The organism is Huaxiibacter chinensis (genome assembly GCF_022171985.1).
GTDB classification, from domain to species: domain Bacteria; phylum Pseudomonadota; class Gammaproteobacteria; order Enterobacterales; family Enterobacteriaceae; genus Enterobacter; species Enterobacter chinensis_A.
In genome coordinates this window covers 192,652-216,808 of the sequence record NZ_JAJVHF010000002.1, presented here as the reverse complement: position 1 = coordinate 216,808, position 24,157 = coordinate 192,652, and the positions used below count along the sequence as shown (strand labels likewise).

Here is a 24,157-nt window from a genome sequence, read left to right as displayed (position 1 = left end):
GACGATATGGGCTCTTTTTTTACGCTTATTTCTTGAACGGATGAGGGACTTCAGGCTATTGCGCCCCGCGCATGGCAGACAGAACGGCGATCCTTGCCGCCTGTTCACGCGCTATTCTGCTCCTGCATCGGAATCTGCATATTTCTCTAAGGCATTACAGCTCTCTTGCAACTCGTTAAACAGCCTGGCCACATGGAAACCATCGCACACGGAATGATGTATCTGAATGGCGAGAGGCAATAGCGTTTTTTCATCGCGTTGAAAGTATTTCCCGAAGGTGAACATGGGGGCAAAAAAGTTCTGCATATTCGCGACATTGATATTAAAACTGGTAAATGTCACCCAGGGAATAGACGATACGAAAAACACATTTTCACGGGACTCTTCCTTTGGCCAGTAAGAAAGGTTATGACCATAGCGCGCAACGTCTTCTGAATAAACGTGCTGAAAGTGATGAATATTGCCGTCATAGTGACTCCATAATGATGAAAACGTCTCCGTTTCATTATGGAAAATGGTATAGCTGGGATGCGCTTCATTCCATATAATCAGCTCATCGTTCTTCATCGCCATGCGAAATTCTGAATGGCGGTTAACAATTTCAGACAGCAGAAAAATCATGGTAGGGTAAAATTTCCAGCCGACCTTTTTTATATGATTTAGCAATGCGGTAATATCTATTTCCACCGTTTGATTAATTGTCGACTGAGCAAAGGACTGAAATACTTCAAAATGCTCTTTCCTTGCCCAGCGAGATAAGTCAACGGAGGTATATTCAGGCGTTATTTTTTCCATTTTTAACCTTTCATTCGCGATCATCACTAAAATGCTAGCATATGATTTTTTATGAATTAATCAACAATACCGCTGATAAACCGGTCTGATAAAAAAAAGTCATTGCGAGCGTTGTCCTGCTGATAACAGGTCGTCGAACTCTGCAATTCCGGTCTGACAAACAGCCTGGTTTGGGGTCGCTTCTTCTAAAGCCCTGAAGGGCGTGGCGTCTGCGTTACCCGGCGGGGGTTGGGCTGAATAGCTTACGTGTTTGGCCAGTAGCCAGACGCACATTTGCGTGATGCAACAATCCCCTCTCCCTTCATGATAATGATGCTCTGTGCATCCCGCCCCTTAAACCTTAAGATTTGCATGGACTTATTTGCGCTTACTAAACATATAGCTTATGGTTTGTACAGGCAGAGTAAACCAGAGCGTAGCCTAAATAACATGACCAGCTTTGATTATAAAACACCACAAAAAAAATATCATAACCACTTGATTTTTATGCATTAAATTATAATTTATCTTAATGCATTGTTATTCATCAGGCAGCATGTATAAATAACTTTATAACTAAATTATAATTATTTTATATTCGGTAGATAGGTGGTAAGAATGCGATTATTTGTCATGTTGTTAAGCCTGGTCATCTCCACGCACGCTTTGGCTGCAGAGCTCCCCAAACCGACCGGGAAGGTCTTTTTAACACTGTCCGGTAATATTAAAAATACGAATGAAGAGGGAAAAGCCGTCTTCGACGTTGCCAGCCTGGAGAAGCTGGGGCTGGAGAGTTTCCAGACCGCCTCCCCCTGGTATAATGGGCGCACAACCTTTACGGGCATTCCGATGAAAAAGCTGATGGATTACGTCGGGGCGAAAGGTTCTATCGTCAAGGTTACTGCGCTCAATGACTACACCACCGTTATCCCTCTCAGCGATTTCAACAAATACAATGTGATTCTGGCCTTAAAAATCAATGGTGAATACATGCGTGTTCGCGACAAGGGCCCGCTCTTCATCGTGTATCCTTATGACAGTAAACCTGAGCTGAATAATCAGGTCTATTACTCAAGGTCAGCCTGGCAGGTCAGCAGAATGAGCATTGAGTAAGGCTTCAGAAGATCAACATGAACAGAATACTGGCTGGCATCATCTTTTCCCTGTTTATATCTACCGGATATATCTCTTTTCTTGTGCATGAAAGGCAGCAAGAATTGCAGAAACTGACGCACTACGCCAGTTCATGGTCCGCTGGACAGCTGGTTTCGGCCTATTATCGTTTCGAATCATGGCTTGGTCTTTACACTATCGATGAGACGATGAAAGTCGATGATGTGCGTCTCCACCTCGACATTATGCTCAGCCAGAGCGATCTTTTGAAACAAGGTGATTTAGGGCAATATATAAACAGCAATAAATCCCTTCATGAACTGGCTGTAAAACTCGAAGACACGCTTAATTATCTGGATACGCATCTGGAGAAAATGACGCGTTCAGAAATCCAGGATTATCTGAAAGTCATGTATTCACTTGATGCGCCACTCAGCGGCCTTTCCTCCGGCGCATTAGACAAAGATATCAACCTGATCAACAACGCCAACGGTAAAATTCAGACGTTGTACGCGATCTACTCAGCAACGTCCGTGCTGCTCATCATACTGAGTGCGATACTGGGCGTGCTGATTTTTTATCAAAACAGAAATATTCTGAAGGCGCATCTTCAGGTTAAAAGTCTTGCTGAAGAGCTCCAGGAATCAAAAGAAAAACTTCAAATCCAGAATACAAAACTGGAGTATGACGTTTATCATGATCCCTTAACAAAGATGAGTAACAGGCTGTTTTTCTGGGATAATCTTAATAACCTTATTCAGGTGGCAGAAAGCAATAATAGCTCTGTCACCGTGATGCTATTTGATTTAGACAGGTTCAAAGAGGTCAATGATACCTATGGGCATGATGCCGGTGATATGTTATTGCGGCAAATATCTCAGCGTCTGAGATCGGTGAATCTCCCTCCGGATACGCTTTATCGCTTAGGGGGCGATGAGTTTGCATTACTCGCGAGCGATCTGTCAGAAAGCAACGCTGTCGCCCTTGCGAAAACCATATGTGAGTGTATTAATCAGCCCTACACGATTTATAGCACAATTATTAACATAACCTCCTGTGTGGGTATCGTTAACTCAGACTGCGAACGCCGCTCCGACTATCTGTACAAATTTGCCGATCTGGCCCTTTATGAAGCCAAAAATGAGGGCGCGGGTAAGATTAAAGTCTTCCGCCAGCGAATGTTAGATAAGCTGCAGGAAAGCAGAACGCTTGAGCACGACATGGCACTGGCGATAATGAATAAGGAGTTTGTGGTTTATTACCAACCGATTGTTGATTCGTACAGTCGGGAAATTTACAGCTATGAAGCCCTTATTCGCTGGATGCATCCGCGTAAGGGCCTTTTATCGCCTGACAGCTTTATTCCCGTTGCTGAAAAAACCGGAATGATTAGCGAGATGGGGAAATCTGTTCTGGAAATGGCCTGCCGGGAAGCCGCATCCTGGGCGGTTCCGGTTAAAATTTCAGTGAACGTCTCCCCTGTTCAGCTAAGCAATAAAGCCTTTGCAGGAGTCGTTCTGTCAATTCTGAAAGAAACAGGGCTGTCGGCAGACCGACTTGAGCTGGAAGTGACTGAATCGTCACTCTTCAGTGATAACGATACGCCGATGAACACCCTGAATAAGCTCAGAGCGCTGGGCGTAAAAATTTCCATCGACGATTTTGGTACAGGATACTCTTCGCTTTCCCGACTGAGCCGCCTTGCCTTCGATAAAATCAAAATCGACAAATCCTTCGTGCATTCGATTTCGACGCAGGAAGATGCCCTGAATATCATCAGACTCATCACCGGCATGGCAAAATCCCTCAGTATGAAGACGGTTGCAGAAGGTGTGGAAACACAGGAGCAGCTGGAAAGCCTTCAGGCGCTGGGCTGCGATTTAGTCCAGGGCTATCTGTTCAGTAAACCGCAGCCCTCTGTCGCCGGGGCGATCAAAAACGGGGTACACCAGAACGAGATTCCTGCCTTGTTAAAAGCCCCCTGACTGTCCTCCCCGGCAGATGACAGGCCTTCGCACAAAAAACAACGCCACCCGAAGGTGGCGTTGTTCATATCAGTACTGGTCTCTGTCTAACCAGTTACCGCTTTCAATCCGCTTCAATCCGTCGACCGGACGCTGGTAGACATACATCCAGGCGCTCCCGTAGGGCGTCTGAATCAACTGACGTGCGTATTCACCGCCCCGGGTGCGCAAGGCATCCAGTTCGGCAAGCGTGGCATTATCAATACGATAAACTTCACCTTGTACCGTTCCGTTCCCCGGAACCGCGCCTGGATAGTGGCCCAGACTGTACAACTGGTAGTTCTCAATATTGTAATTACCCATCAACTGGGCGTTCGTCATCCAGTGACTGTTGCCCTGCTTAGTTCGTAAACTACCGTAGACAAATATTCGCATTGCTAGAACTCAAACTGATAGAGCACATCGAGTGCCTGATCTATGCCAGACACCGCTTCCAGATATAGCTTAGGCATCAGACGGTAGCGTAACGTGAGTGTGGCTAGTGAGTCAAAGATCCCCACACCGTATTTCACCTGCAACCCAGGCAGGACATAACCGCTGACCACCACCTGAGAGGAGTCACCGACGCCCTGGGTATCCAGTGCCAGATTGCTGACGCCAAACGTCTCGCCGATTTTACCCACAACCTGACCACTTTGTGCAACCCCCAGGCCCACTAACATCGACGTCATCGCAGCACTGTCACTCTGCTGGCTGTCCAGGCCCTGCCCGCGCAGCAGATAAGAGAGCGCCTCCTGTTGCGACATGGCCGGATCGGAGAAGATTTCGGCTTTCGGCTCGTCGGCGTTGCCCGTTACGCGAACCCCCGCGATCACATCGTTTTCGGTCGCCTCTGGATTGCGGATCGCCTCGATGTTCAGCAGCGGTTGATCCGGCGGGCCCGAGAAGAGCAACTCACCTTTACGCACAATTAAATCCTGGCCGTAGGCGTGGAAACGCCCTTCCGGGATATTAATTTGTCCGTTAAGGCCCAGCCCCTGTTTATCCTGCGCCACTTTCAGATCGCCGGTCAGCCTCGCTTTCAGGCCAAACGCATCAAGGCGGACATTGTTGCCGACGTGCACGATCAGATTACTGTTAATCGGGATACCGGCGCTCTTCTGTTCGACAGGTTTGAGAGTATTGTCGAGCAGGACTTCATCGCTGGAGACCCCCACCGCGCTTTCCGGCACTTCATGCACCACAATACGCGCCCAGGGTACATCCACCCGGCCATCCAGCGTAAAGAGGCTTGGCGTGGCTTCAAATACGACGTCCGGCGACACGTCCAGGCGCACCATCGGAGGAACGGTGATACGTACCCGGCTCCCTTTCGCCGCGACGCGCGCACGCCAGTTATCAATCTGGCTCCAGTCGGCATCACCGCTCAGGTTAATTTCCCCTTGCTGCGTGCGAACCACGCCTGCCAGCGTCGACCGGGTGCCATTGAAGTTCATCGATAGCTGGCTTGGCTGCATATCAAACGGCATAAAGTTACCGTCAATATCCACGCCGTTCAGCTGTAGCTGACCGAAGAGCTGCGGGCTTTGGGCATTCCCGCCCAGGCGCAGGTTGGCGCTGACCATCCCGGCGGCCTTTTCACCCCGTTCGAAGATAGGGTTCACCATGGCAAGGTTCATATTGCGGATATTTACGTTACCGCCCAGATTTCGCCGCCCTTGCGGGTCGGTAATTTGGACCTGCCCGTCGATCTGCCCGTTATTGGTCAGGCGAATCAGCCAGCCCAGTTCGGCGCGGTTGTCGTGAAGATCCGCTTTCAGGTTCAGGGTGTCGAATGCCACCGGTAACGGCGCATCATTCACCACCTGCGTCACCTTCACGTTCCGTCCGGCAAGAGTCACGCTGCCCTGCGGCAGGCCTTCTTTGGTGGTGTCCCAGGCCACGTCGGCTTTGCCACTGAATATCCCGCTTGCCTGAGTCGTCTCAGGCATAAAGGGCTTCAACATGGCCAGATCGAATCGATTAAGATTCACTACCGCCCGGCCTTCTGCCCCGGCATCAATCGTCTGCGGCACGCAGAGTTCGGCATTGGGGTTGGTCCAGCAGTGCGGCCCAATGCTGATCTTCTGTTCGGCGTTACGGTAATCAAGCGCAATCGCGCGAGAGAGCGTTAGCGGCCCCACAGGGGTGGAGAAGCGAGTATTATCCAGCGTCCCTTTCCAGCGCGTCTCCTTGCGATCGAAGCTGCCCGTCAGATGCAGTTGTCCGGAGACCGGCTCGCCCTGCACGCGCAATTGCAGATCGTGCTGCTTCTCGTTGCCTTTGGCCTCCAGGGTCACCAGATTGATGTTCACGTCCGGCTGCGAGAGACGTTCCACGCGCAGGTTGAGCGTGCCGCCGATCTGGTCGGTGGATTTTACATCGCCCTGCACCCGCACGCGGGCAATGGAAAGTTCCTGCCAGCGCAGCCCGTTCGCGGTGATATCCGCCAGGAGCTGCGGGGCCTCAACCGTGCCGCGTACTTTTACTAGCCCTTTCGCCGTGCCACCCAGCCCCGGAAGCGCATTGTCGAGGTTTGGTGCGTCAATGGTGGCATCCAGATCGAGATCCTTCACCCCCAGCTCACCTTTGATATCTGCGGTGTTACGCCCCAGCGCGACGTGCAGCTTGGGGATAATCCACTGGAGATAGCTATTGCCCCGCACTGCCCCTTCGACCAGCACCTTGTTCTGCTTCACATTGCCGGTGATTTTGATCTCTGGCACCTCCATCTGCCAGCTTCCGCCGTACAGACTGCCGCGCGTTTTGATCAGACCATCCAGTTTTGACGGCCAGTCAGGCACCTCTTTCGCCGTGTTTATCCCCGTGAGCTTCAGCTCGCCGCGCCAGCTGATCGCCTGCTGCCAGTCGAGCAGCGCGGTCAGTTCGGTTTTCCCTTCGAGCGCCGCAACGGTCAGCTTATCGAGGTTGATCTGCCGTTCGTTACCCTTTGCATCCAGCGTAATGTCGGCAGAGGGGAGGTCGTGCCCCTTCACGGACGTACGGAATGACAGCGTATAGTCGGTCATTTTGCCGGTCAGCTTGAGCTTGAGGTCGTCGGCCTGGAACTGTTTTTCACCGGTAAACGGCCAGTAGAGCTGCTGGCTCACCACTTCAATGTTCAGCGGCAATCCCGCTTCGGCAAGCTGAGTCTGCCCGCGCAGTACCATGTCCACCGGGCCCGACAAATTAATGCCGAACGCCAGTTTTTCGCGCAGCGCACCGCCCACCTTCATCTTCACTTTCTCGCCTTTCAGCGGGTCGATGTTGAGCGTGCTGTTCAGCGTGAGGTCTACCGGCCAGTTATCGCGCAGAAGGGCATTGCCCGACGCATTCAGCGAGCCCTGGTTGGTGTCGATATCCAGCGCATCGAGCTTCATGTTGCCGTCGATGCTGCTGACTTTGACCAGCATGTTGAAGACCGTCAGATCGGTATCGCCGGTCAGGCGTAATTGTTCGCCTTTAAAGGATTCAATATTGAGATTCAACGGCAGATGGACGTCGGTCATCTCCGGCAGAACCGGTTTTGAGAAGAGATCTTTGAGCGTTTCGCCCAGCGGTTTTTCATCCGGCTGCGGATTCTGAATTTTTGGCTCGACAATCTCTTCCTGCGCCACTTTCGCCACTTTAGGCAGGGCGATAAGCAGCCCCTGAAGCGAGGTCGGCGTCAGGGTCAGATTCTTTTCCTGCCAGCGCAGACCCGAAGTGAAATCCATGACCGACACGGTGGTGTCGTCAATTTTAATATTCACATTGTCCAGCGCCACCCGGTAAAGGGCGATCGGATACGGCGTGGAAAGATTCAGCGGACCGCTGTCCTCCTCTTCCACCGGGGCAGACTTAGGCATTTTTTTCGAGTCTATCGCCACGTTCACGTCTTTTAGCGACAGATCGTTGACGCAAAGCTTGCTGTCACGCAAACAACCCAGCTTCACCGCCAGATGAAACTCACCGGCATTGACGGCTACGCCTGGCTGTTCGTAGCGGATATTCTTCAGCCGTAGATCGCGCCAGCCGCCCGTGACCTGGCCGATCTCCAGGCCCGGCACCCAACGGTTCGCCGCATTAAACAGCAGATGCAGACCGGAGGTTGTCCCCACCAGAAACGCCACCGTGCCAAGCAGCAGCACGATAAAAATCAGAACGCCGAGGCTTATCTTCTTCCATAAACTCATAATTCAGGCCCCAGACCGATATAAAACTGTAAACCGTGCTCGTCTTTGTCCCCAACCGGAACGGCGAAATCAAGCTTGATAGGCCCGACCGGCGATTGCCAGCGCACGCCCACACCTGCACCGGTTTTGAAATCACTCTTACGGATATCGTTAACCGCCTCACCGCCGTCAACAAACATCGCTCCCCACCATTTACCGCTGACGTTGTACTGATATTCCAGCGAACCGGTCGCCAGCTTGGACGCGCCCGTCAGTTGCCCTTTTTCGTTTTCCGGTGAGATGGATTTGTATTTATAGCCACGGATGCTGCGATCGCCCCCGGCAAAGAAGCGGAGATCCGGCGGCACGCGCTCGAAATCGCCCGTTTCAATCCAGCCAAGATTGCCGCGCATGACGAAGCGATGCTTATCGTACAGGGTGCGGATCCAGACGTTTTGCGCCTGTATCACCGAGAAGTCGACGTCCGATCCCCAGGCCGTATTGGAGTAGTCGATTGAATAGCGCTGTGAATCCCCCCATACCGGCATCAGGCCGCCGCGTGAGCGGGTGCGGCTGATCATCAGGCCCGGATAAAGCAGCATGGTGGTGTTGGTGACGTTAGCCTGCGTAAAGTGGTCAAGGCTCCAGCGCAGGTTGATGGCACGCTGCCAGCCGCTGGAGAGGTCCCAGAAACGCGAGACGGCAAGCGTGGTGGAGTCCTGCTCCGTATCGTTCAGATCGGTACGCTTAAAGCCGCCCTGCACCAGGTAATACTGCTCAAGCGGGTTTTTCAGCAACGGTATCTTATAGCTGAAATCGAGCTGCTGTTCCGGCGCAGAGAGGCTGGCGCTGGTCGTCAGGCTGTGGCCGTAGGAGTTCATCCACGGTTTTTTCCACGTGGCTTTCACGCGTGGCCCGACGTCCGTTGAATACCCTACCCCGGTCTCAATGGTGTTCTCGGTGCGCGGCGTAACGACGCCATGCAGCGGCAACACCTTCGTCTGGCGCGCCTGGTCAAACTGAGGCGCCACAACCACCGAGTTAAACCATCCCGTCGCGGACAGGCGGCGGTTCAGCTCTGCGAGGTCTTTTGACTGGTAGTATTCACCCTCTTTAAACGGCACCAGATTTTGCAGATATTCATCGCGGATTTGTGACCCTTCAAAGGTGACATCACCAAAACGATAACGCTGCCCGCTGTCGTAATCGATATCCCAGAAGGCCTGCCGTCTCTCTACCGCGACGCCGAGCTGGCTTTTCGTAAACTGGCTATCAAAGTAGCCTTTACGCAGCGCAACGCTGGTCAGGCTTTTTTTGAAATGGTCATAATCGCCATGATTCAGGACGGTACCGACCTTCGGGCGGGTATCGAGTAAATCCAGATAGTCGCGATCGGTACGGGCGCCGCCGCGCAGCACAACATCGGTGCCGCCAATCAGTACCGGCTTACCGGGTGAAACGCGGGCAATGAGCACCTGACGCCCCTTCGCCGGGGGCGGGCGTAAATCAAAATCTATGGTAGGTTCGTAATAGCCGAGCGCTTTTAACCCGTCGCGGATAGCATCATCCACGCGCGCCCGAAAGCGCCGGTCCGGCGTCACTTCATCGCTCTCAATGGTTGAAAGCTGTGCACGCACGTTTTTTTCCAGCGTCCCCGATAGCCCTTCAACCTGCAAACGGACATTCGCCGCGTTGGCGACTCCGCTTGTCAGCAACAAACTGACCAAACATAACTGGCGGATCTTTGCCACGTTTTCTCCTGAATATCCTTGTTTCCACCCTGGAAGCAATTGAAGTGCCGCTCCGCGGCGTCTCACGGCGTAAAGCCCAAAACCCAAAAGACGGGTTGAAAATTGGTTAAGTACCCTAATATTTCTTATGTTTAAATCTAGACTCATTCAGCGCATTTATTGTGTTCAATTAAACGCTTCGTGACAACCTTAACTGAAACATCACTGCCCGGGAGGCCCCACCGTGAGTTTATTCGACAAAAAGCATCTTGTATCTCAAGCAGATGCACTGCCGGGACGGAACACCCCAATGCCAGTCGCCACATTACACGCCGTTAACGATCATTCGATGACCCACGTTCCTGAGGGAATGGAAATCGCCTACTTCGCGATGGGGTGCTTCTGGGGCGTGGAGCGTCTGTTCTGGCAATTACCGGGTGTCTACAGCACCGCAGCCGGCTACACCGGCGGTTACACGCCTAACCCAACCTACCGTGAAGTGTGCTCGGGTGAAACCGGTCACGCAGAAGCCGTGCGCGTGGTGTATGACCCCGCCGTCATCAGCTACGAGAAATTGCTGCAGGTGTTCTGGGAGAACCACGATCCGGCTCAGGGGATGCGTCAGGGCAACGATCACGGTACCCAGTATCGTTCCGCGATCTACCCGTTAACGCCGGAACAGGACGCCGCCGCGCGCGCCAGCCTGGCACGTTTCCAGGAGGCGATGCACGCCGCTAACGACGATCGCCCCGTGACCACCGAAATCGCCACGGCAACACCGTTCTATTATGCCGAGGATGACCACCAGCAGTATCTGCATAAAAATCCGTACGGCTATTGCGGCATCGGCGGTATTGGCGTCTGCCTGCCACCGCAGCTGGCGTAATTATTGATCCAGCGCCACGCGAGCCGCGTGGCGCGTGGCGTTACTCACCGAGCCGTAATCCACCACTTTCCCCTGCAAAAGCAGGTTGTAGACCGGCGCCTGCGGTCGGTTAAGCCGCGTTTGCAGCAGATGCACCGCTTCGATGCCCAGTTCGCGACAGGGCACCGTCACCCCCGTGACCGGCGTCGCCAGCCGGTTTTGCAGATTCCAGGTAAAATCGGTGGTGATGATAGAGACATCTTCCGGTACGCGCAGCCCGTGACGCTGGAGGGCTTTCACCACCCCTTCCGTCATGCTGGTGCTATTGGGAAAAATCACATCCGGCCATACCGAACGGTCATGCTTTGAGAGCCACCCGTCCAGAGATTGCTCGGCTTCCTCCGCCGTAAACCACTCCGTAACCAGCAGGTCGTGTAGCGGGTCAAAGGGTACGTGGAAATAGCGGTACGCCTCTTTAATACCGTCAAGACGCGCATACAGCGTTTCACGACGCAGGCAGGTCATGGTGAGCACGCGGCGATGCCCTTGCTCAAACAGATAGCGCATGGCGGTAAAACCAATCGCCCGATGATCCGGCAAAACGGAATCCAAAACCATTTCCCGATCGATAGAATTAATCAGCACGCAGGGTTTATTCAGGGTGCTCGCCAGCTTAAATATTGTTGAATCATCCGTTCCAATGATAATTATCGCGTTAATATTCTTATGACTGGCCTTTTCCAGAAATAATTTCACGTCGGCACGCTGCTCTTCTAAACCACAATAACTGATCCAGACATTGTGTGGGGCGCTGGCTTCCGCAATGCCTTTGGTCACTTCTAAATAGAAAATATCCCCGCGCCCCTGAAAGGTTCTTTCCGGGGCAAATACCGCTATGCCATTGATTAACAGCCGCCCGCTGGCCATTGAGTCCAGCACGCCCAGTTCACGCGCGCTGCGCACAATCGCTTCGCGGGCCTTATCGCTGGTATAGGACTTCCCGCTCAGGACCCGTGAAACCGTGCTGACGGAATAGCCCGTCAGTGCGGCTATTTCCTCCATTTTTAATCTGCCCGGCATAGTGTGACCTCGCTCGCATTCAGTTTTTGCAAATATTTGCAGAAACAGTCAGTTGATTTTAAAACCAAATTTCACCAGCGTGAGGGATTACTTAAACACCCTGCGAGTATTCTCACAAAATAACATTGTCGCTGCGGTCCACCTTTCCTATTTTCCGGTTATCACTCTTTTCACAGAAATAAGGTGTGACATGGACAAAGTACGTTTTGGCATTATTGGAATCGGTAATATCGGCACCGTTCACGCGAAATATTTACTGGCGGGAACCGTGAAGGATGCCTGTCTGACGGCGGTGTGCGATAACGCGCCGGAGAAACACGCGACCATACGCCAGACGGTAGGCGACGCGGTGCCGCTCTTTAGCGATGCGCAAGAGATGCTCAGCAGCGGGCTTATCGATGCGGTGATTGTGGCCACCCCGCACTACGAACACCCTCGCCTGTCGATGCTGGCGATGCGTCAGGGCATCCATACGCTCTGCGAAAAACCCGCGGGCGTTTACACCGCGCAGGTGCAGGAGATGAACGCCTGCGCGCACGAATGCGATGTGGTGTTCGGCATTATGTACAACCAGCGTCCCAACCCGCTGTATCAGAAAGTAAAAGATCTCATCGACAGCGGCGAGCTGGGCGAGATCCGCCGTTCTAACTGGATCATTACCAACTGGTATCGCTCGCAAAGTTATTACAACTCCGGCGGCTGGCGCGCCACCTGGAAAGGCGAAGGCGGCGGCGTGCTGTTGAACCAGGATCCCCATCAGCTCGATCTCTGGCAATGGCTGGTGGGTATGCCAACGCGTCTACGGGCGTTTTGCCAGTTTGGTAAACATCGCGAAATTGAAGTGGAGGACGAGGTCACCGCCTACGCGGAATACCCTAACGGCGCGACCGGCGTATTTATTACCACGGTGGCAGAAACGCCGGGGACCAACCGGCTGGAGATCGCCGGCGATCGCGGCAAGGTGGTGGTGGAAGAGGGAAAACTGCGTTTCTGGCGGTTGCGCGAGTCCGAAACCGCCTTCAATGCCCGCTGGCAAAACGGCTTTGGCGAACCGGAATGCTGGGAGGTCACCCTTCCCGTTGCGCCTGAATACAGCGAGCATCATGTCATCACCGCCAATTTTTGCGCCGCCGTCCTGCGTGGCGAGCCGTTAATCGCCCCGGGCGTGGAGGGGATAAACGGCCTGACGCTGTCGAATGCCATGCACCTGTCCACCTGGACCGATGACTGGGTAGAACTGCCGTTAAATGAGAAACAGTACCTGCGCCTGTTACAGCAGCGCATCAGCCACTCGGTTGATAAAGAGGTAATAAGCCGCACCCTGGACGCCTCTGGCACCTGGTAACCCCGGAGAAAAACCGATGTTAAATGTCGCAATTGTGGGAACAGGGAACATCTCGCATAACCATATTCAGGGCTATTTGCAGTTTGCACAGCGTTGCCGCGTGGTGGCGCTGGTCGATATCTACCCCGAGAAAGCGCACGAGAAAAAAGCGCGCTACGGCCTGAACGACGCACGCGTTTACGCCAGTCACGAGGAGATGCTGGCCTCAGAGCCGCAGCTGGATATTGTCGATGTCTGTACGCCGCCGTACGTTCACGCCCAAATCAGCATTGATGCGCTGAATGCAGGTTGCCATGTCCTGTGCGAAAAACCGATGGCCGCGTCGCTTGAGGAGTGCGATGCGATGATTGCTGCCCAGCAGGCCAGCGGAAAAACCTTGTCCATTATCGCACAGAATCGGTTTACCGATGCGTTCTGGCGGCTAAAAGCGGTACTCGATTCCGGTCTGGTGGGTAAGATTTGCCATGCGCAGGTCGACTCCTTCTGGTGGCGCGGGCATTGCTATTACGATTTGTGGTGGCGCGGCACCTGGGAAAAAGAGGGCGGAGGCTGCACGCTTAACCACGCGGTGCACCATATCGATGCCATCCAGTGGATGCTGGGCTTTCCGACGGAAGTGGTGGCGATGATGACCAACGTGGCGCACGACAACGCCGAGGTCGAGGATCTGAGCGCGGCGATCTTTCACTATCCCAACGGCGCGCTGACCCAGCTGACCGCTTCAGTCGTCCATCATGGTGAAGATCAAAAGATTGTCATACAGGGCGAGAAAGCCCGTATCGCCGCGCCGTGGCAGGCCTGGGCCAGCATCAGCGCCGATAACGGCTTTCCGCAGGCGGAACGCGACGTTGACCGTGAAGCCCGGCTCAACGCCGTCTTTCACGAGGTGCCCGCGCTCGCGTGGACGCTGCATACCGGGCAAATCAATGACCTGCTTCAGTCCATTGAGCGTCAGGGTGCGCCGCTGGTGGACGGGGTACAGGGCAAACGCTCTCTGGAGCTGATTACGGCTATCTACAAATCCGCCATTACCCGCAGCGTGGTGTCGCTGCCGATTGATCCCGATGATCCCTTTTACCGGACCGGCGGCATCAATGCTCTGGCTCCCCGTTTTTATCAAAAATCCGCCAGCGTTAGTAACTTCAATGAAGTGGGCGCTATCCCTCTGGGCAAAGATCTGGACCAAGGAATCTGACCATGAACAAGAATGACGGTATGAACTATGCGCCGGTCGGCAAACCGCAACCTGTCGTGCAGGAGGGGGAGTTTGTCTTCGCCGCCGCCGCGCTCGATCACGGCCATATTTACGGCATGTGCAATGGACTGATGGAGGCGGGTGCGACGCTGAAATGGGTCTACGATCCGGATCCGGCAAAAGTGGCGAAGTTTGTGCAGCAGTACCCGCACGTGCAGATCGCCGCCACGCTGGAGACGATCCTGAGCGATCGTGACGTGCAGATGGTGGCGGGGGCGGCGATCCCCTCCGAACGCTGTGCGCTGGGGCTGAAAACCATGGCCGCCGGGAAAGATTATTTCACCGATAAAGCGCCGCTGACCACGCTCGATCAGCTCGCAGACGCCAAAGCGATGGTGGCGAAAACCGGACGAAAATACGCGGTCTATTACAGCGAACGCCTGCATGTGGAGAGCGCGGTCTTTGCCGGACAACTGGTCAGGCAAGGCGTCATTGGTCGGGTGATACAGACCTTAGGCACCGGTCCGCATCGGGAAGGACAAGGCCGCCCGGACTGGTTCTACGATCGCCGTTATTTTGGCGGCATCCTGTGTGACATCGGCAGCCATCAAATTGAGCAATTCCTGTTTTATACCGGCAACGCTGACGCCACCGTCATCGCCAGCCAGGCGCGTAATTTCAACCATCCGCAGTTCCCGGCATTTGAGGACTTTGGCGATGCGATGCTGAAAGGCGAAAACGGTGCCAGCGGCTATTTTCGCTGCGACTGGTTTACCCCCGACGGGCTCTCCACCTGGGGCGATGGGCGCCTGACCCTGCTGGGCACCGAAGGCTATATCGAAATGCGCAAGTATGTCGATTTAACCCAGGGCGAGCAGGACGTGGTGTATCTCGTCAATAAAGAGGGCGAGTTCCGCTACCCGGTGGCGGGAAAGGTAGGATTCCCCTACTTCGGCGAACTGATCCTGGACTGCCTGAATCGCACTGAAAATGCCATGACGCAAGCCCATGCCTTCAAAGCGGCGGAGCTGTGTGTGAAAGCACAAATGCGGGCCAACGCAGTAGATTAACGGAGGCGCTGATGAAAACTCTGAATGCAGCCATTATCGGCGGCGGTGCGATCCACCGCTGTCATGTTAACGCCCTGCGCCAGCTTTCTGGCGTCAACCTGCGTGCTCTGGTGGATACTGACAGCGAAAAGGGTCTGAAACTGTCAATGGATTACCAGTGCCGTTTTTATCAGGATTATCGGGAGATGTTGCTGGACGATAACATTAACGTCGTCCATATCTGCACGCCGCATTTTGAGCATAAAAGCATGATTCTGGCGGCACTGGCCGCAGGGAAACATGTCTTTTGCGAAAAACCGGTGGGGATGAACAGTGGCGAAGTCGCCGACATCGTGCAGGCGGTTGAAAACGCGCCCGGGCTGCTCGGCGTCTGTTACCAAAACCGCCTGAATCCCACCAGCCTGCGTATCCGTCAGGAGATAGAAAGCGCGACGCTGGGGAAAATGCTCAGCATCAGGGCCGTGCTGACCTGGTCCCGTTTCGGAGACTATTACCGCTTAAGCCCGTGGCGCGGCAAGTTTGCCACGGAAGGCGGCAGTTTACTGATTAATCAGGCCATTCATACACTGGATCTGATGCAGTGGTTCACCGGCGGCGTGACGCGGCTGAAAGGTGTGGTGGACAGCGGGGAACTGGCGGACGTCACGGAGGCTGAAGACAGCGCCATGGCCACGCTGCACTTTGCTAACGGCGCGCGCGGCCTGTTTTATGCCAGCAATTGTCACTCCACCGACTCTCCGCTGCTGCTGGACATTCAGTTCGAACAGGTCGCCTTGCAGCTTAGCGATAACGTTCTGTGGCGGATAACGCCGGCAGGTCGCGTCAGGCTGGTTAGCGATGAGTCGCCCGATGGCCTGACCAAAAGCTACTGGGGGCTGGGCCATCAGCAGGCCATTCGCCATTTTTATCACGCTATTTGTCATCCTGCCGGGGCGGATTACACCGATATTCGCGAAGCCGGAAAATCACTCAACCTTGTGGAGGCCCTTTATCGTTCATCCCAAATAAGACAATGGATCGCTCTCGATAACTAGAACGTCATTTGTATTCCAGCAGTCAATAAAAAACGGCCAGTCATCTGGTTAAACGTTACCCTACACCTGGAAAAACATTATGGTCAAACCAACTGAACGCAGGGTTGGTTATGGCGTGGCACTCGGCTACGGCATAACCGATCTGTTTGGCGGAGGCGCTTTCGCCATTATCGGCACCTGGCTTTTATTTTTTTACACGACCTATTGCGGACTGACCGTGCTGGAAGCCGGATCTATTTTCGCGGTTGCACGTATTATTGATGCGATATTAAGTCCCGTCATGGGGTATATCACCGACAATTTCGGTAATACCTGGCTTGGCCGTAAATTTGGCCGCCGACGTTTCTTCTTATTAATTAGCTCACCGCTGATGTTTTTGTATGCCCTGTTGTGGCTGACCGATATGGGCTACTGGTATTACCTTGGCACTTACCTATCCATTGAGCTATTATCCGCCATGGTGCTGGTCCCCTGGGAGACGCTGGCGGCAGAGATGACCAACCGCTACGAGGAGCGTAGCCGCCTGTCCGGAGTGCGGATGATCTGCTCTCAGCTCGGCGGTTTTCTGGCGGTCTCTGTGCCGGGCGTTATTATGCAGTTCACCGGCAAAGATAATCCCTTTACCTATACGCTGACGGGGCTAATCTTTTCGCTGATTTTTTGTATTGCGGTCTTTATTACCTGGCGTGTCACCTGGGAAGCAAAAGATGTGCCCCAGGAGTCCGATTTTAAAGCAGAGAGCCAGCGAAGCAGCGGCATGTTGAATCATCTGAAATATCTGGTGATGGACCTCTTCTCTTCGTTTCGTATTCGGGCATTCCGTTTACATATTATTATTTATATTTTCTCTTTCACCGCCATGGATGTCTTTGGATCCGTCTTTACCTATTATGTGGTCTATTGCCTGAGCCAGGATGCCGCCGCGGTCTCCGGCTGGTTGAGTATTGCCGCCTTTGCCTCGGTGCCGGGGACTTATGGCTTTATGTTGCTGTTAAATAAACTCAACTTTACCCCTTCCGCGGCACTGCGTTTATCCTATGGCTGTATATTCCTGGTACTGGCGTTTTTGTTTATCGTCTATTACACCGAAACGCAGGTACCGGCATTGTTGTTCTCCGCCGTGTTTATTCTGCTTGGCGCGGCGCGCTCCGGTCTGTATTACATTCCCTGGAATATCTACAGCTTTATTCCGGATATCGACGAGATAGTGACGCAGCAGCGCCGGGAAGGCATCTTTGCGGGCGTGATGGTGTTAACGCGCAAGAGCACCGTCGCCATGGCAATCATGCTTATCGGGGTCGTGCTGGAGGAATCCGGGTTTGTTAAGGGCAGCGGGGCGCAGCCCGAGAATGCGCTGAATGCCATTATCGGACTGATGATTTTCGCCACCGCCGCGCTGTTGGCCGTGAGTTTCCTGACGACCTATAAATTCAAGCTGACGCGCGACACGCACAAGATGCTGTTGAAAGAGATTGCACGCCGCAAGCTGGGGGGTGATTACCGGGATTGCGACAGCCACACCCGCATCGTGATCAAGCAATTGACCGGATATGAGTACGACCAGGTCTGGGGCGGCGACGCCACCCGACGCGTGGCGGGGGAAGTCAGTTTATCCAGCGCCAAATAACCACGTTGTTATCATGGCCGGACCGCTTTTCAGGCTGTCCGGCCTGCTTAAACGCCAAAAATGTGACCTCTGGCGGCTTTACACTCTCTTACGCTATACTACCCGCTGAAATAATCAGCTCAACGCTACGAGCTGACGTTCAATGTGTCTTCACACAAATGTAATTAACTTCCCTTCCGAGGATCTGGCAGAAGCCGGATAAACTATGTTAAACAGTATTTTAGTAATACTTTGCCTCATTGCCGTCAGCGCCTTTTTCTCGATTTCAGAGATTTCGCTGGCCGCCTCCCGTAAAATCAAACTTAAGCTGCTTGCGGACGATGGCAACATCAATGCGCAGCGCATCCTGAAAATGCAGGAAAACCCGGGTATGTTCTTCACCGTGGTGCAAATCGGCCTTAACGCAGTCGCCATTTTAGGCGGTATCGTGGGCGATGCGGCGTTTTCTCCGGTGTTTCACAGCGTCTTCTCACGCTACTTTTCGCCTGAACTTTCCGAGCAGTTGAGCTTTATTCTCTCCTTCTCGCTGGTGACGGGGCTGTTCATTTTGTTTGCGGACTTAACTCCGAAACGCATCGGTATGATTGCACCAGAAGCCGTGGCTTTGCGTATCATCAACCCGATGCGCTTCTGTCTGTACGTTTTCCGCCCGCTGGTATGGTTCTTCAACGGTCTGGCTAACAGCATCTTCCGCCTGTTCAAAATCCCGATGGTGCGTAAAGACGACATCACCTCTGATGACATTTACGCGGTGTTCGAAGCCGGTGCGCTCGCAGGCGTGTTGCGTAAGCAGGAACATGAACTGATCGAAAATGTGTTTGAGCTGGAGTCCCGTACCGTTCCCTCTTCCATGACGGGGCGTGAGAACGTCATTTGGTTCGACCTGCATGAAGACGAGCAGAGCCTGAAAAACAAAGTGGCGGAACATCCACACTCCAAGTTTCTGGTCTGTAATGAGGATATCGACCACATCATCGGGTATGTCGATTCCAAAGACCTGCTGAACCGCGTGCTGGCGAATCAGAGTCTGGCGCTGAACAGCGGCGTCCAGATCCGCAATACGCTAATCGTGCCGGACACCTTGACGCTCTCCGAAGCGCTGGAAAGCTTCAAAACCGCCGGGGAAGACTTCGCGGTGATCATGAACGAATACGCGCTGGTGGTGGGCATCATTACCCTCAACGACGTCATGACCACGCTGATGGGTGACCTGGTCGGCCAGGGGCTTGAAGAGCAAATCGTGGCGCGTGACGAGAACTCATGGCTGGTCGATGGCGGTACGCCGATTGAAGACGTAATGCGCGTACTGGATATCGATGAATTCCCGCAGTCAGGCAATTACGAGACGATTGGCGGCTTTATGATGTTTATGCTGCGCAAAATCCCGAAACGTACCGACTCGGTGAAGTTTTCAGGTTACAAGTTTGAAGTGGTGGATATCGACAACTTCCGTATCGACCAGCTGCTGGTCACGCGCATAGACAGTAAGCCGACCGTACTGGTACCGAAACTCCCTGACGCGGAAGAGAAGGTTTCCGCGTAACAGTGCCAGAAACATCAACGGCTCCCATCGGGAGCCGTTACTTTTTTGACTGCTTTAACTACTGCCTAGCACGTTGGTTAAGCCATTTCAGTCTGCAGACGCATAACCTGACGGTTGACCTCGGACATCACAGAATAGTGCTGCTTGTCCTTCACTTTCGGGATAAGGATTTTGCCCTTATCAAATTCGAAAGCGCCAACATCCTTGATATACAAACGTCCACGGAACAGGATCTTCACGTACTTCGCCACCTGAAGCGGGTTGTAGCGTTGGAAAATTTTCATTCTTGTCTCTCCTGCAAATCATACGCTCTTGCGGTGCCACAATCGGCCCGACTGTTCCGAGCGCAAATTTTGATGCCCAATGACTATAGTCCAGAATCTCAGAGACACCCAGTATGCATCAGTTTATTTACCGTTTGATTACAAATAATCAGAACATTCTTTGCATAGCATTACCGAAAGCAGTATAAGCCGTCGTTTTTTTACGGATATGTGCGTTCGCCCGCAAACTGGCATCGCGCTTGCGGGAAAAGAGCATTGATCGCACTTATGATTAAAAACGTATGACCAAGTGGTCGGATCACCTGCAAACAAAAGGAAACACTATGACCCTTCGTAACATCCTGGCCGCAGCCTGCCTGTTACTGCCGCTGATGGCGTCCGCACACACTATTGAAAAAGGACAACGTGTGCCCGCAGTCGGTATTGCCGATCGGGGAGAATTGATTCTCGACAATGATAAGTTTAGCTATAAAAACTGGAATAGCGCGCAGCTTCCAGGAAAAGTGAGAGTGGTACAACACATTGCGGGGCGAACCTCTGCAAAAGAGAAAAACGCCAACATGGTGGAAGCGATCAAGGCCGCCGATTTACCACACGATCGTTACCAGACCACCACTATCGTTAACACCGACGATGCCATTCCTGGCTCAGGCATGTTTGTGCGTAGCAGCCTGGAGAGCAATAAAAAGCTCTATCCGTGGTCGCAGATTATCGTCGACAGTAACGGCGTGACGCGCAAAGTCTGGCAGCTGGAAGAAGAGAGTTCTGCCGTCATCGTGCTGGATAAAGCGGGCCGCGTACAGTGGGTGAAAGACGGCGCGTTGACGCAGGAAGAGGTGCAGCAGGTGGTTGCCCTGCTGCGAAAATTGCTCGCTCAGTAAAGCGAGACCCGAAAACCGGGGTTTAAGAACGACTCACGCGGGGTATAGTCCAGCGGCTTACCCTGCCAGTCGTGAACATGCGCCCCGGCAGCGGCGGCTACCGCATGCCCTGCCGCCGTATCCCAGACGTTAGTGGGCCCGAAGCGCGGGTAGAGTTGCGCCTGCCCTTCCGCCACCAGACAGAATTTCAGGGATGAGCCTATCGATGTCGTCTGATGTTCGCCCAGCTGTTGCAGGTACTCCTGCAATTCGTTGTCGCTGTGCGAACGGCTGATGACCACCAGCGGCGGACGCGCGTCACGGACCTGGATTTGCTTACGCACGCCGCACTCCTCTTTCCACGCTTTGCCCTCGGCGGCGCTGTACATGACCTTCAACACCGGCGCGTAAACCACGCCAAGCACGGCCTTTCCTTGCTCAATCAGGGCGATATTAACGGTAAACTCGCCGTTGCGCTTGAGGAACTCTTTTGTGCCATCAAGGGGATCCACCAGCCAGTATCGCTGCCATTGCTGGCGTTCGTCCCAGCCCTGTGGGGCCTCTTCAGACAGCACCGGGATATCCGGGGTCAGATCCTGCAAGCCTTTAAGGATCACGGCATGTGCGGCAAGATCCGCCGCCGTTACCGGGGAGTCATCCGCTTTGCTGGCGACGTCCATCGGTTTCGCGCCATCGTACACTTGCATGATTGCGTCTCCCGCGTCCCGCGCGAGCTGACAAATTTTATCTAACATTCTCCACCTCTTTGTTAATGCAGTGGGTTTAACTCATTGTTTTATTTATATCGTATTGTGAACAATTCCGCTATCTGTGAAGCAATTCCGGTTTCAGGGCAACTTTTTCTGGCAGGATTCACATTTCTGTAAGCAACAAACTATAGATACATATTCTTTTGTGGCTTAGATCGTAAAAAGGACTCCTCTGATGATTAAGTTTAGTGCAACGCTTCTGGCGACGCTGATTGCCGCGAGCGTACAGGCAGCGACCGTCGATCTGCGAATTCTGGAAACGACCGACCTGCATAGCAACATGATGGACTTCGATTACTACAAAGATACCCCGACGGAGAAATTCGGACTGGTACGCACCGCAAGTTTGATCAACGCGGCGCGGGGCGAAGTGAAGAACAGCGTGCTGGTGGATAACGGGGACTTAATTCAGGGTAGCCCGCTGGGCGATTATGTTGCCGCAAAGGGCCTGAAAAAAGGGGATATTCATCCGGTTTATAAAGCGCTGAATACCCTGGATTATGCCGTAGGAAACCTGGGTAATCACGAATTCAACTATGGTCTGGATTACCTGCATAACGCGCTCGCTGGCGCGAAATTCCCGTATGTTAACGCCAATATCATCGACGTTAAGACCCAAAAACCGCTCTTTACCCCCTATCTGATCAAAGAGACCGAGGTGGTGGATCAGGACGGCAACAAACAGACGCTTAAGATTGGCTATATCGGCTTTGTTCCCCCGCAGATCATGACGTGGGATAAGGCCAATTTGACGGGCAAAGTGACCGTTAACGATATTACCGAGACCGCACGCCACTATGTTCCGGAAATGCGCGAAAAAGGTGCCGATCTGGTGGTTGTGGTCGCGCACTCGGGTCTTTCTTCTGATCCCTGGCAGGCCATGGCAGAAAACTCGGTGTATTACCTGAGCGAAGTCCCCGGCGTGGATGCCATTCTGTTTGGGCATGCGCACGCCGTATTCCCGGGTAAAGATTTCGCCAGCATCAAAGGGGCGGATATCGAAAAAGGGACGCTGAACGGCGTGCCGTCCGTTATGCCGGGGATGTGGGGCGATCATCTGGGCGTGGTCGATCTGGTGCTGAACAACGACAACGGAAAGTGGCGCGTGACGCAGTCGAAAGCGGAAGCACGGCCTATCTACGATACCGCGAATAAAAAATCGCTGGCGGCAGAAGATAAGGATCTGGTGAAGGTTCTGAAGCATGACCATGACGCCACGCGTGAGTTTGTCGGCAAGCCTGTCGGCAAATCCGCCGATAACATGTACAGCTATCTGGCGCTGGTGCAGGACGATCCTACGGTTCAGGTCGTCAATATGGCGCAAAAAGCCTACGTAGAGCACTTTATTCAGGGCGATCCGGACCTGGCAAAACTGCCCGTCCTGTCTGCCGCAGCCCCCTTCAAAGTGGGCGGACGCAAGAACGATCCGGCAAGCTATGTTGAGGTGGAAAAAGGCCCGCTAACCTTCCGTAATGCCGCCGATCTCTATCTTTATCCCAACACGCTGGTGGTGGTGAAGGCCACGGGAAAAGAGGTTAAAGAGTGGCTGGAGTGCTCAGCCGGGCAGTTTAACCAGATCGATCCGAAGAGCAGCAAGCCGCAGTCGTTGATCAACTGGGACGGATTCCGCACCTATAACTTCGATGTCATTGACGGCGTGGATTATCAGATTGATGTTTCACAGCCCGCAAAATATGACGGCGAGTGTCAGATGGTGAACCCGCAGGCGGAGCGCATCAAGAACCTGACGTTTAAGGGCAAACCGATCGATCCTGAGGCGGTCTTCCTCGTGGCAACCAATAACTACCGCGCCTATGGCGGTAAGTTTGCCGGTACCGGTGATAGCCATATCGCCTTTGCCTCACCGGATGAAAACCGCACGGTACTGGCGGCCTGGATCGGCGAACAGTCGAAGAACGCGGGCGCGATTCATCCTGCCGCGGATAATAACTGGCGTCTGGCCCCGATTCACAGCGAGACAAAACTGGATATTCGCTTTGAAACCTCGCCTTCAGAGAAAGCGGCAGCGTTTATCAAGGATAAGGCACAGTATCCGATGAAAAAGGTCGGCACGGACGATATTGGTTTCGCCCTTTATCAGGTGGATTTGAATCAGTAAAGAAACGGAGCGGGCGCCCGGATAACCGTGCGCCTGTGCCTTAGAGGATAAACAGCAGGTCGGTTTTGCGGGCCTGCTTCATCTCTTTATAAAAATTTTCATGGGTGGCGAGACTCAATAAATACAGTTCGAGCTTCTGTTCTTTCCAGGAGTAACCAAGCAAAACAAGTTGTTTGTGGATATGAAACTTATGCACCCGGAGATAGCTTAAATCCCCTTTTTTGAGCTCCCCCTTTAAAGGGTCGAGGATAATTTTGTCGATTTCATCCTCCACCGTCTTTAACATATCATTACTAAGCTTATCCATTGCCTTCTCAAAACGTCGCGTCTGAAAAACCTCAATCGGTGGGTTTCGTCCTTCGCACATAACGCGTTACCTTTCCATTGTCGACTTCGCTACGCGCAAGAAGAGTTTCCAGAATAAAGTTGTAAGGCAATTCTGGATTCTCCTCAGCGATCCTGCCAATCCGGGCCCAGTGCTCGATTTGCTTTGGCACGCTCCGGCTGGCCGCTTCGGCATGAATTTTCACGTCCGAAACAAAGTCTTCATCCAAACGAATGCTAATAGCCATAATCATTGATCCTGAACGT

20 protein-coding genes are annotated in these 24,157 nt (G+C 53.3%); 11 read left to right on the top strand and 9 right to left on the bottom strand.

The genetic code is table 11. From position 1 onward, the window contains the following. Positions 1-111 precede the first annotated feature (111 nt). Positions 112-795 (bottom strand): type A chloramphenicol O-acetyltransferase, encoded by a 684-nt coding sequence (catA, locus tag LZP96_RS06865; RefSeq protein ID WP_258925768.1) that lies wholly within the window; start codon positions 793-795, stop codon positions 112-114. 597 nt (positions 796-1,392) lie between these two features. Here catA and LZP96_RS06860 point away from each other — a divergent pair. Together LZP96_RS06860 and LZP96_RS06855 are read left to right on the top strand one after the other, a co-directional pair. Further along, positions 1,393-1,887: a putative pterin-binding protein gene (locus tag LZP96_RS06860; protein ID WP_064324596.1), complete on the top strand. Its 495-nt coding sequence runs from the start codon at positions 1,393-1,395 to the stop codon at positions 1,885-1,887. A 17-nt stretch (positions 1,888-1,904) separates the two neighbouring features. Then, on the top strand, positions 1,905-3,872 hold the full coding sequence (locus LZP96_RS06855; RefSeq protein WP_258925767.1) for a putative bifunctional diguanylate cyclase/phosphodiesterase: 1,968 nt from the start codon (positions 1,905-1,907) through the stop codon (positions 3,870-3,872). A 69-nt stretch (positions 3,873-3,941) separates the two neighbouring features. Here LZP96_RS06855 and LZP96_RS06850 read toward each other — a convergent pair whose 3' ends face one another. The 3 genes from LZP96_RS06850 to tamA are packed head-to-tail and all read right to left on the bottom strand — an operon-like array spanning position 3,942 to position 9,795. Next, positions 3,942-4,286, bottom strand: coding sequence for a gamma-glutamylcyclotransferase family protein (locus LZP96_RS06850; RefSeq protein WP_064324594.1), 345 nt, complete (start codon positions 4,284-4,286; stop codon positions 3,942-3,944). A gap of 2 nt (positions 4,287-4,288) precedes the next feature. Beyond that, positions 4,289-8,065, bottom strand: a complete 3,777-nt coding sequence (gene tamB / locus LZP96_RS06845) for an autotransporter assembly complex protein TamB (protein ID WP_258925766.1) — start codon at positions 8,063-8,065, stop codon at positions 4,289-4,291. Continuing rightward, positions 8,062-9,795, bottom strand: coding sequence for an autotransporter assembly complex protein TamA (tamA, locus tag LZP96_RS06840; protein WP_064324592.1), 1,734 nt, complete (start codon positions 9,793-9,795; stop codon positions 8,062-8,064). Before tamA ends, tamB begins: the two co-directional genes overlap by 4 nt. Before the next feature lie 223 nt (positions 9,796-10,018). Here tamA and msrA point away from each other — a divergent pair, with 223 nt between their 5' ends. Next, a complete protein-coding gene (gene msrA, locus LZP96_RS06835; protein ID WP_064324591.1) occupies positions 10,019-10,660 on the top strand; it encodes a peptide-methionine (S)-S-oxide reductase MsrA in 642 nt (213 codons plus the stop codon). On the opposite strand, the gene LZP96_RS06830 is transcribed toward msrA, so the two are convergent. Further along, the gene (locus LZP96_RS06830; RefSeq protein ID WP_258925765.1) at positions 10,661-11,719 is read right to left on the bottom strand and encodes a LacI family DNA-binding transcriptional regulator; all 1,059 of its coding nucleotides are present in this window, start codon (positions 11,717-11,719) and stop codon (positions 10,661-10,663) included. It lies immediately after the preceding gene. Positions 11,720-11,909: 190 nt separating this feature from the next. Here LZP96_RS06830 and LZP96_RS06825 point away from each other — a divergent pair, with 190 nt between their 5' ends. The 6 genes from LZP96_RS06825 (at position 11,910) to paeA (ending at position 19,533) form a co-directional block, all read left to right on the top strand. Continuing rightward, positions 11,910-13,064, top strand: coding sequence for a Gfo/Idh/MocA family protein (locus LZP96_RS06825; RefSeq protein ID WP_258925764.1), 1,155 nt, complete (start codon positions 11,910-11,912; stop codon positions 13,062-13,064). A 16-nt stretch (positions 13,065-13,080) separates the two neighbouring features. Next, positions 13,081-14,259 (top strand): Gfo/Idh/MocA family protein, encoded by a 1,179-nt coding sequence (locus LZP96_RS06820; protein WP_258925763.1) that lies wholly within the window; start codon positions 13,081-13,083, stop codon positions 14,257-14,259. A 2-nt stretch (positions 14,260-14,261) separates the two neighbouring features. Continuing rightward, positions 14,262-15,329, top strand: a complete 1,068-nt coding sequence (locus LZP96_RS06815) for a Gfo/Idh/MocA family protein (RefSeq protein WP_258925762.1) — start codon at positions 14,262-14,264, stop codon at positions 15,327-15,329. 11 nt (positions 15,330-15,340) lie between these two features. Further along, positions 15,341-16,363, top strand: coding sequence for a Gfo/Idh/MocA family protein (locus LZP96_RS06810; protein WP_258925761.1), 1,023 nt, complete (start codon positions 15,341-15,343; stop codon positions 16,361-16,363). A gap of 79 nt (positions 16,364-16,442) precedes the next feature. Continuing rightward, complete coding sequence (locus tag LZP96_RS06805; protein WP_064324585.1) at positions 16,443-17,990, top strand: MFS transporter; 1,548 nt, start codon at positions 16,443-16,445, stop codon at positions 17,988-17,990. Positions 17,991-18,195: 205 nt separating this feature from the next. After that, a complete protein-coding gene (gene paeA / locus LZP96_RS06800; RefSeq protein WP_064324584.1) occupies positions 18,196-19,533 on the top strand; it encodes a polyamine export protein PaeA in 1,338 nt (445 codons plus the stop codon). 77 nt (positions 19,534-19,610) lie between these two features. Here paeA and LZP96_RS06795 read toward each other — a convergent pair whose 3' ends face one another. After that, positions 19,611-19,817 carry a DUF1107 domain-containing protein gene (locus LZP96_RS06795; RefSeq protein ID WP_012015808.1) on the bottom strand — a complete coding sequence of 69 codons (207 nt, stop codon included), beginning with the start codon at positions 19,815-19,817 and terminating at the stop codon, positions 19,611-19,613. 323 nt (positions 19,818-20,140) lie between these two features. Here LZP96_RS06795 and LZP96_RS06790 point away from each other — a divergent pair, with 323 nt between their 5' ends. Further along, entirely contained in the window at positions 20,141-20,698 is a 558-nt protein-coding gene (locus tag LZP96_RS06790; protein ID WP_064324583.1) for a YtfJ family protein, read from the top strand. Here the strand turns inward: LZP96_RS06790 and cysQ are convergent. Beyond that, positions 20,692-21,432: a 3'(2'),5'-bisphosphate nucleotidase CysQ gene (gene cysQ / locus LZP96_RS06785; protein ID WP_064324582.1), complete on the bottom strand. Its 741-nt coding sequence runs from the start codon at positions 21,430-21,432 to the stop codon at positions 20,692-20,694. The genes LZP96_RS06790 and cysQ overlap by 7 nt on opposite strands. Before the next feature lie 190 nt (positions 21,433-21,622). Between cysQ and LZP96_RS06780 the strand changes: the two genes are divergently transcribed. Continuing rightward, the gene (locus LZP96_RS06780) at positions 21,623-23,566 is read left to right on the top strand and encodes a bifunctional 2',3'-cyclic-nucleotide 2'-phosphodiesterase/3'-nucleotidase (protein WP_258925760.1); all 1,944 of its coding nucleotides are present in this window, start codon (positions 21,623-21,625) and stop codon (positions 23,564-23,566) included. 40 nt (positions 23,567-23,606) lie between these two features. Here LZP96_RS06780 and LZP96_RS06775 read toward each other — a convergent pair whose 3' ends face one another. Beyond that, a complete protein-coding gene (locus LZP96_RS06775; RefSeq protein ID WP_064324580.1) occupies positions 23,607-23,933 on the bottom strand; it encodes a type II toxin-antitoxin system RelE/ParE family toxin in 327 nt (108 codons plus the stop codon). After that, positions 23,905-24,138: a ParD-like family protein gene (locus tag LZP96_RS06770; RefSeq protein ID WP_064324579.1), complete on the bottom strand. Its 234-nt coding sequence runs from the start codon at positions 24,136-24,138 to the stop codon at positions 23,905-23,907. The genes LZP96_RS06775 and LZP96_RS06770 overlap by 29 nt, the downstream gene beginning before the upstream one ends. Between the last annotated feature and the right edge of the window lie 19 nt (positions 24,139-24,157).